Raw genomic sequence first — 8926 nt, 5'->3', positions numbered from 1 at the left:
CTCCCCCCAGCCTCCGTCGGCGCCGCAGCGCCCCGAGCAGCCCCGGCCGCGGGCCGCGCTGCGCACGGCCGTGGTCTGGGAGGTGCTCCAGGACGCCCTCGACCGGCGCGTCAAGGCCACCGGCCGGGACGCCCTCGACGTCCTCGACACCGGCGGCGGCAGCGGGAACTTCGCGGTGCCCGTGGCCCGGCTCGGCCACCGTGTCACGGTCGTCGACCCCAGCCCCAACGCGTTGTTCGCGCTCGAGCGCCGCGCCGCCGAGGCCGGTGTCGCCGACCGGGTGCGCGGCGTCCAGGGCGACATCTCGGGCCTGTTCGACGTCGCCGAGCGTGCCGCCTTCGACGCGGTGCTGTGCCACGGCGTCCTCGAGTACGTCGAGGAGCCGGCCGAGGGCGTGCGCCACGCGGCGGGCGCGCTGCGCGACGGGGGCGTTCTCAGCCTGCTCGCCGCGGGCCTCGGTGGAGCCGTGCTCGCGCGGGCCCTCGCCGGGCACTTCAAGGAGGCTCGACAGGCGCTCGACGATCCGGCCGGCCGCTGGGGCGAGGGCGACCCGGTGCCGCGGCGGTTCACGGCCGAGCAGCTCTCCGGGCTCGTCGCCGACGCCGGGGTGGCGGTCGGCGCCGTGCACGGCGTGCGGGTCTTCGCCGACCTGGTCCCCGGAGTCCTCGTGGACACCGAACCGGGCGCGCTGCAGGAGCTCCTGAAGCTGGAGGCGGCCGCCGCCGAACAGCCCGCGTTCCTCGCCATGGCGACCCAGCTGCACGTGCTCGGTGAGAAGCGGGCGCCGGACGTGGCCTGAGTGGCCGCCGGGATTCCGCCGCTGATCAGCGACGCAGCGGCAGATGGAGTACGCCACAGGCCCCCCGATACCGCGCTCGGCGCCGTATGATCGAAGGAGACCGCCGGGCATGACGGGCCGGACGCCGGGGAATGACGCCCCCGTGAGCCGGAGCGGCGTGCAGCGGTCCGCAATGGTGAAGTTGGCGTAGAGGGGCGGGTTTCACGGGGGCGATTCCCTGCCTATCCTGAAGGGGACCCCCGGTCGCCCCGGCGACTGCACGATGAGGAGGACTCCGTGCCGCTCTCGGAGCACGAGCAGCGAATGCTCGAGCAGATGGAGCGAGCGCTGTACGCCGAAGATCCCAAGTTCGCGACAGCGCTTGAGGGAAGCGGGCTGCGTACGTACACCCGACGTCGGGTCTACCAGGCAGTCGCGGGCTTCCTGGTGGGTATCGCGCTCCTCATGTCAGGAATGGTCGCGCAGCAGATCTGGATCAGCGTGGTGGGATTCCTCGTCATGCTGGGCTGTGCAGTGCTCGCCGTGACCGGCTGGCGCAAGGCGCCCAAGCCGGGCGAACAGCCGGCGGGAGCCGCACCGGGCGCGCCCGGCGCCCCCGCGACGACACGGCGCCAGGGCCGGCAGAAGCGGTCGATGATGGACCGCATCGAGCAGCGCTGGCAGCGCCGACGGGACGAGCAGGGCGGCCACTGAGCCGACCGATGTCGTGCAGCAAGGGTGACCGCCGGTGGGCGGTCACCCTTTGTGCGTAAGAGGTGCCTTCGTCTTTGCTCTGAGTCCTGAGTCCTGAGTCCTGAGAACTGGGAACTGAGCAGTGAGTCCTGAGGACCGTGCTGAGCGCTGAGCGCTGAGCGCTGAGCGCTGAGCGCTGAGTGCTGAGTGCTGGTGCTGAGCCGGGCCCGGCCGCGGAGGGTGTGCGGCCGGGCCCCGGCCCGCTCAGCTCTGCTGGCCGGACGGCCGGGAGCGGGCCTCGGTCCAGCGGGCCCGCAGCCCCGCCCGCAGGGACTCCCAGCGCTCCGAGAGGGCCCACGTCACCCGGACGGCCGAGCGGGGTGCGAGCAGTGCCCGCGCCCTGGTGCCGCGGCTCGCACGGCCGCGCAGCCCGTCGTGCACCCGCCGCACGTCCTCGCCGAGACCGGCCACCGGTTCGGGCCGCGGCGCGTACAGCACCTGCTCGACGGCGGCCGCGATCCGCTGCACGGCGTCCGCCGCGTCCGCTTCGAGCCGGCCCAGGCGGACCACCCGGGCCGCCGCCTTGCGCGGCGTCTGCGAGTCGTCCGGCGGGATGCCGTGGTCCCAGGCCGTGTCCGTCAGCTCCCGCCAGGCAGCCAGGGTCCGCCCCGCGACGTCCGCGTCCGTCCGCCCGGCCGCCCCGAGCCGGAGCGCTCTGATCCGCTTGCGCCACAGCATCGGCAGCAGCGGCAGGACGAGCACGAGCAGTACGGCGAGCGACACCAGCAGGATGGTGCCGAACGGCGGTCCGTCGTCCGTCGCACCGCCGACGGCCGCAGGAGCCGCGCTGTTGCAACCGCCCTCCTTGCGCTCCGTCAGCGAGCAGCTCTGCGAGGCCGACGGCTGCGAGGCCGACGGAGCCGCCGAGGTGTCGTCGCTGGGCGCCGCCGAACTGCTCGCGTCGCCCGACGGCGTCTCCTCCTGCGTGTACTCGGGGACCGTGCCCCGGGTCGGCGTCGGCTCGAAGCGGGTCCAGCCCACGCCCTCGAAGTACAGCTCCGGCCACGCGTGCGCGTCCCGCAGGCCCACCGAGTACTTGTTGTCGCCCGCGGGCGAGCCCGGGGTGAAGCCCACCGCGACCCGCGCCGGGATGCCGAGCGTCCGCGCCATCGCCGCCATCGAGAACGCGAAGTGGACGCAGAAGCCCTCCTTCTGCTTCAGGAACCGGGCGATCGCCGCCGAGCCGCTGCCCGCCTGCACCTGCGTGTTGTACGTGAAGCCGCCGTCGACCGCGAAGTAGTCCTGGAGCTTCACCGCGCGCTCGTAGTTGTTCGACGCGCCCCGCGTGACCTTGCGGGCCGTCGAGGTCACGACGCCCGGCAGCGATTCCGGCACCTTCGTGAACTCGCGCAGCAGGCCGGACGGCGCCGGGCCCGCGTTCGCCAGCTGCTGCGGCGTCGGCTGCACCACCATCGACTTGACCGTGTAGGACTTCCCGCGCGTGGTCTGCCCGTGGTCGCCCACGAGCGTGCGGCCCACCTGCTCGAAGCGCCAGCGCCCGGCGATCGACACCTCGGACGCCGGGTACGGCATGGGCAGCCAGTCCTGCGCGTAGAAGTCGGCGGCCGAGATCCGGGTCTCCACCTCCGTCCTGCGGACGTCCGGGCCCAGGCCCGGCGGGGTCGGCAGCTCGGAGGGCACGTCCGTGATGCTGCGCACCGAGGGCCGCCAGGTCGTGCCGTCGAACTCGTCGAGGGCCACGATCCGCAGGTACAGGTCCGTGTTCTGCTCCGAGGTGGTCCGGTAGGACATCACCTCGCGGTCCTCCGGCTGGTTGAGGCTGTTCTGCAGCGAGACCAGCGGGTTGACCGCCGAGATCGTGCCGCCGCCGCCCGGGCCACTGCCCACGCCGGTGCCCGAGGGACCCAGCAGTCCGCCGTCGAGCGCGGGCAGCGCCAGTGGCACCACCAGCGCGATCCCCAGGGCGAGCACGCCGATCCGGCGCCCCGTGCGGACCGGGGCCAGCGCGCCGCCCCCGCCGTCCGCCAGCGGGCCCTGCCCGGCCGGTTCCGCCCGCCGGGCGCCGCCGAAGACCCGGCCCCACTGGGAGAGCCGGTCCCGGCCCTCCGCGAGGAGCAGCAGGAGGTAGCCGCCGGCGGCGAGCAGGAACCACAGCCAGTCGGTGCTGCCCTCGGACAGTCCGGCGGCCACCGAGTACAGGGCGAGCAGCGGCAGTCCGGCCGGGGCCGCGCTGCGGAAGGTCACCGCCAGCGCGTCCACCGCGAGGCCGATCACCAGTGTGCCGCCGACGAGCATCAGCCGGATGCCCTCGGACAGCGGCGCCGGGATCATGTACCGGCTGACGTCGGTGCCGCCCGCGTCGAGGAGGTCCCCGAAGTGCCGGATCGCCTCCGGACCCGGGATCACCATGCCGAGCGCCTGCTGGCGGGCGAAGACCAGGGTGAGCAGCAGCAGCGTGACCACGGCCTGCACGGCCACGGTCAGCGCCCGCGGCAGCGGCACGCGCCGGGCCGCGGCCCCCACCGCGGCCTGGATCACCAGCAGGATCGCGGCCTGCACGATCCAGGACGACTTGTCGACCAGCGGGAGCAGCGCGCACGAGGCCAGGAACGTGGCCAGCGTGGCGCTGATCGACAGTCGGGTCCCGCCACTCATCCCCAGCCCCCCGTACCGCCCTGCGGCGCGGACAGGGCGCCGGAGCGCTCCCGGTCCGCCTGCCGCCACATCTGTTCGAGCGAGGCGCCGGCCGCGACCGGCACCGCGGTCCACCCCGCCTCCTGAAGCGTCCGCAGCCGGTCCGCGCAGTCCGCCGACACCGGCGCGCCCGCGCCCTGGGTCCAGGCCTCGCTGTCCAGGACGAAGGCCACCGCGCCACCGCTGCGCCGCCGCATCTTGGCGGCGATCGCCGCCTGCTCCTCGTCGAGGTCGCCGAAGAACGCGATGAGCAGCCCCTCGCTCCCGCCGCGCAGCAGGTCGTAGGCGGGGGAGAGCGCCGAGCCGTCGGAGTGGTCGACGACGGCCAGCGTGTCCATCATCAGACCCGCCGCCTCCGCCGACTCCTGCCCGGCACCGGTGAAACCGTCACCGCCCTCGCCCGCGACGGCGCCGCCCCGGTCCGTCAGGAGCCGCACCGAGAAGCCCCGCTCGATCATGTGCACCACGACCGAGGCGGCCGCCGACACGGCCCACTCGAAGGCCGAGTCCGGGCCCGCGCCCAGGTAGGCCGCGCCGCGCGTGTCGAGGAGCACCGAGCAGCGGGCCCGCTGGGGCTGTTCCTCGCGGCGCACCATCAGCTCGCCGTAGCGCGCGGTGGAGCGCCAGTGCACCCGGCGCAGGTCGTCGCCGTAGCGGTACCCGCGCGGGATCACGTCGTCCTCGCCGGCCAGGGCCAGCGAGCGCTGCCGTCCGTCCCCGTACCCCTTCGCCTCGCCGGACAGCCGGACGGGCGGCAGCGGCTGCACGCGCGGGATCACCGTCAGGGTGTCGTACGAGGAGAAGGAGCGGGTCAGCTCGCACATGCCGAACGGGTCGGTGAGGCGGAGCTGGAGAGGGCCCAGCGGATAGCGGCCGCGCAGGTCCGAGCGGACCCGGTACGACACCTCGCGCCGGCCGCCCGCCTCCACCCGGTCGAGCACGAACCGCGGCCGCGGACCGAGCACGTAGGGCACCCGGTCCTGGAGCATCAGCAGGCCCGTGGGCAGCCGCGAGATGTTGTCCATCCGCAGGTGCACGCGCGCCTCGGTGCCCGCGGGCACGCGCCCGGGGGAGAGGCGGCGGCTGCCCGCCACCCGGTAGCGCGTGCGGTACAGGACGCCCGCGCAGACCAGCGGCAGCACCGCGAGCAGCAGTCCCACCCGCAGCAGGTCGCTCTGGCCCAGCACGTACGCGCAGACCGCGGCGGCGACACCGGCCGCGAGGAACGAGCGCCCCCGCGTCGTCAGGCCGGCCAGCGCCGTGCGCAGCCCGCTGCGGTCGCCCCGGTCCTCGGCCGGGTCGTCCCCGTCCGCGAAGCCGCCCCCCGGCCCCGCCGTGTACGGCCCCCCTGCCGGCATCACAGCCTCCGGGAGCCGGGCGGCTGATGCCCGTACAGCGGGGCGGAACCGTGGTCGAAGGCGCCCGGCGCACGAGTGTCCGCGGCCGGTACGGGCGTGCGCTGGAGGATGTCGAGCACGACCTGCTCGGCGGTCCGCCGGTTCAGCTGGGCCTGGGCCGTGGGCAGCAGACGGTGCGCGAGGACGGCGACGGCGAGCGCCTGCACGTCGTCCGGCAGTGCGTACTCCCGGCCGCTGAGGGCCGCCGAGGCCTTCGCGGCGCGCAGCAGGTGCAGCGTCGCGCGCGGGGAGGCGCCGAGTCTGAGGTCCGGGTGGGTGCGCGTGGCGGCCACCAGGTCTACCGCGTAGCGGCGGACGGGGTCGGCGACGTGCACCGAGCGCACCGCGTCGACGAGCTTCACGATCTCGTGCGCGTGCGCCACCGGCTGCAGGTCGTCGAGCGGCGAGACACCGCCGTGCACGTCGAGCATCTGCAGCTCGGCGTCCGCGCTCGGGTAGCCGATGGAGACGCGCGCCATGAAGCGGTCGCGCTGCGCCTCCGGCAGCGGGTAGGTGCCCTCCATCTCCACCGGGTTCTGCGTGGCCACCACCATGAAGGGGCTGGGCAGCTCGTAGCTCTTCCCGTCGATGGTGACCTGGCGCTCCTCCATGGACTCCAGGAGCGCCGACTGCGTCTTGGGCGACGCGCGGTTGATCTCGTCCCCGATCACGATCTGGGCGAAGATCGCGCCGGGCTTGAACTCGAAGTCGCGCCGCTGCTGGTCCCAGATGGACACCCCGGTGATGTCCGAGGGCAGCAGGTCGGGCGTGAACTGGATGCGGCGCACCGAGCAGTCGATGGACCGCGCCAGCGCCTTGGCCAGCATGGTCTTGCCGACGCCGGGGACATCCTCGATCAACAGATGTCCCTCGGCGAGCAGCACGGTCAGCGAAAGCCGTACGACCTCAGGCTTGCCCTCGATCACGCTCTCCACCGACCTGCGGACACGCTCCACAGTGGTGGTCAGATCAGTGAGGCTCGCTCGATCGTCATAGGTCGTCACCCGGCCCTCCTCGGCCCGTACTTTCCGGGCCGACGCTCTGCGATGCGGACCGGCCCACCCCGAAACACGGACACCACGCGCGAACAGTTCCGTGACTCGCGCGGGGTGTCACACACGCATTCTTGTTGCCGTTACCGGTTCGTGTCACTCGCCTGTGGACAACTGGCCGCGATATGTCAGGGCTTACAGCCTTTTGAGGGGAACACTCGCGGTCCGGGAACCCGGGTGGAGGTGATCACGTTGGGGTGCGGCGGCGCCGGTCAGGCCGGAGCGATCTCGCGGAGCTTGCCGCTCTTCACGTCGAACACAAAGCCGCGGACGTCGTCCGTGTGCAGCAGGAACGGCGAGGTGCGCACCTTCTGGATCGACTGGCGCACGTCCTGGTCCACGTCCCGGAAACCCTCGACGGCCCAGGTCGGACGCTGGCCGACCTCCATCTCCAGGTCGTGCCGGAAGTCCTCGGACAGGCCCTCGAGGCCGCAGCCCGAGTGGTGGATGAGGACCACGCTGCGGGTGCCGAGGGCGCGCTGGCTGATCGTGAGCGAGCGGATCACGTCGTCGGTGACCACGCCGCCCGCGTTGCGGATGGTGTGGCAGTCGCCGAGCTCGAGGCCCAGCGCGGCGTGCAGGTCGAGACGGGCGTCCATGCACGCGACGACGGCCACGTGCAGCACGGGACGGGCGTCCATGCCGGGGTCGGTGAACGCGGACGCGTAGCGCCCGTTCGCCTCGACCAGGCGGTCGGTCACGGTGCCGTCGGCGGATATGGCGCTCTCGGACGGGAGGGATGCGGAAGTCGTCATAGTCATGAAGGTAGTGCTCACGGCTGCAGAGAGCCTCCTGTGAGGCTGGACAAAGAACATGATCGAGCGTTGTTGTGAGCTAATCCACAGGGGTGCGCGGACCTCGACCGGCCGGGTGATTCCGCCCGGTCGCGCCCTCCCGCCGGACCGGTCCGCGACGCGCAGGCCGGTTGATTGACCGAGCCCCGCCGTGGACTAAAGTGACGCCGAACCCCATTGACGAAGCAATACGGAGATCCCGGCGCCGCCGGACGCTCCCCGCGCGCGGCGCGTACGTACGACTCGGCCCTCTCCCGCTCCGGTCGGCCGGCGGCCCTTCCCGGCGCCGGCGGACCACTCTCCCCTTCACGAGCGGGCGGGGACCCGGCCGTGCGTGTGCGTGCCGCCCGCGCCGACCTGAGAGGGCCTCTTGAGCCAGCGACACGTCCCGGTCATGCTCCAGCGCTGCCTGGACCTGCTGGCCCCGGCGCTCGCGCAGCCGGGCGCGGTCGTCGTCGACTGCACCCTCGGTCTCGGCGGGCACAGCGAGGCGCTGCTCTCGACGTTCCCGTCCTGCCGCCTGATCGCGCTCGACCGCGACAAGGAGGCGCTGCGCCTGTCCGGTGAGCGCCTCGCCCCCTTCGGTGACCGCGCCACCCTCGTGCACGCCGTCTACGACGAACTGCCCGAGGTCCTCGACCGGCTGGACGTCCCGCGCGTGCAGGGTGTCCTGTTCGACCTCGGCGTCTCCTCCATGCAGCTCGACGAGGCCGACCGCGGCTTCGCCTACGCGCAGGACGCGCCGCTCGACATGCGCATGGACCAGACGACCGGCATGAGCGCCGCCGAGGTCCTGAACACGTACCCGGCGGGCGAACTCGTGCGGATCCTGCGGCAGTACGGCGAGGAGAAGCAGGCCAAGCGCATCGTCTCGGCCGTCGTGCGCGAGCGCGACAAGGAGCCGTTCAGCAACAGCGCGCGGCTCGTCGAGCTCATCCGCGACTCCCTGCCGCAGGCCGCCAAGCGCACCGGGGGCAACCCCGCCAAGCGCACCTTCCAGGCCCTGCGCATCGAGGTCAACGGCGAGTTGAGCGTCCTGGAGCGGGCGATCCCGTCCGCCGTGAAGGCGCTCGCCGTCGGCGGCCGGATCGCGGTTCTGTCCTACCACTCGCTGGAGGACCGGCTGGTCAAGCAGGTGTTCGCGGCGGGCGCCGCCACCACGGCGCCGCCCGGCCTGCCCGTCGTCCCCGAGCAGTACCAGCCGCGGCTGAAGCTGCTCACGCGCGGCGCCGAACTCCCCACGGAGGAAGAGGTCGCCGAGAACCGCCGGGCGGCCCCGGCGCGGCTGCGGGGTGCGCAGCGCATCCGCGAGGACGTCCAGGAGTGACAGTCCGTTGACACACGCGCGCGTGGAGGGGTGGTCATGAGTGCGGCGAACGGTTCGAAGGGACCCGGGGTCCCCCGAGGACCCCGGGGTGCCCAGGGCGCCAAGGGCTCTTCCGGCGCGCAGGCCGCCCGGAGCGCGCGCGCACGGGGCGGCTCGTCCGGCGGGGCGCC

7 protein-coding genes are annotated in these 8926 nt (G+C 73.5%); 3 read left to right on the top strand and 4 right to left on the bottom strand.

Going from position 1 to position 8926, the window contains the following annotated elements; all coding sequences use genetic code 11:
• Positions 1 to 58 precede the first annotated feature (58 nt).
• Positions 59 to 799, top strand: coding sequence for a methyltransferase (locus tag GTW43_RS14190; protein WP_161302111.1), 741 nt, complete (start codon positions 59 to 61; stop codon positions 797 to 799).
• A gap of 276 nt (positions 800 to 1075) precedes the next feature.
• A complete protein-coding gene (locus GTW43_RS14185; protein ID WP_161302106.1) occupies positions 1076 to 1492 on the top strand; it encodes a DUF3040 domain-containing protein in 417 nt (138 codons plus the stop codon).
• A 243-nt stretch (positions 1493 to 1735) separates the two neighbouring features.
• Here GTW43_RS14185 and GTW43_RS14180 read toward each other — a convergent pair whose 3' ends face one another.
• From GTW43_RS14180 to GTW43_RS14165, 4 genes are all read right to left on the bottom strand, one after another.
• On the bottom strand, positions 1736 to 4147 hold the full coding sequence (locus GTW43_RS14180; protein ID WP_161302104.1) for a DUF3488 and transglutaminase-like domain-containing protein: 2412 nt from the start codon (positions 4145 to 4147) through the stop codon (positions 1736 to 1738).
• Positions 4144 to 5544, bottom strand: coding sequence for a DUF58 domain-containing protein (locus GTW43_RS14175; RefSeq protein WP_161302102.1), 1401 nt, complete (start codon positions 5542 to 5544; stop codon positions 4144 to 4146). The genes GTW43_RS14180 and GTW43_RS14175 overlap by 4 nt, the downstream gene beginning before the upstream one ends.
• A complete protein-coding gene (locus tag GTW43_RS14170) occupies positions 5544 to 6587 on the bottom strand; it encodes a MoxR family ATPase (protein WP_161302101.1) in 1044 nt (347 codons plus the stop codon). The genes GTW43_RS14175 and GTW43_RS14170 overlap by 1 nt, the downstream gene beginning before the upstream one ends.
• Before the next feature lie 260 nt (positions 6588 to 6847).
• Positions 6848 to 7390: a carbonic anhydrase gene (locus tag GTW43_RS14165; protein WP_161302098.1), complete on the bottom strand. Its 543-nt coding sequence runs from the start codon at positions 7388 to 7390 to the stop codon at positions 6848 to 6850.
• 409 nt (positions 7391 to 7799) lie between these two features.
• Here GTW43_RS14165 and rsmH point away from each other — a divergent pair, with 409 nt between their 5' ends.
• Positions 7800 to 8756 (top strand): 16S rRNA (cytosine(1402)-N(4))-methyltransferase RsmH, encoded by a 957-nt coding sequence (gene rsmH, locus GTW43_RS14160; protein ID WP_272922528.1) that lies wholly within the window; start codon positions 7800 to 7802, stop codon positions 8754 to 8756.
• Positions 8757 to 8926 lie beyond the last annotated feature (170 nt).

It is taken from the genome of Streptomyces sp. SID5785, assembly GCF_009870065.1.
Classification (GTDB): domain Bacteria; phylum Actinomycetota; class Actinomycetes; order Streptomycetales; family Streptomycetaceae; genus Streptomyces.
This window is presented reverse-complemented; position numbering and strand designations above follow the sequence as displayed.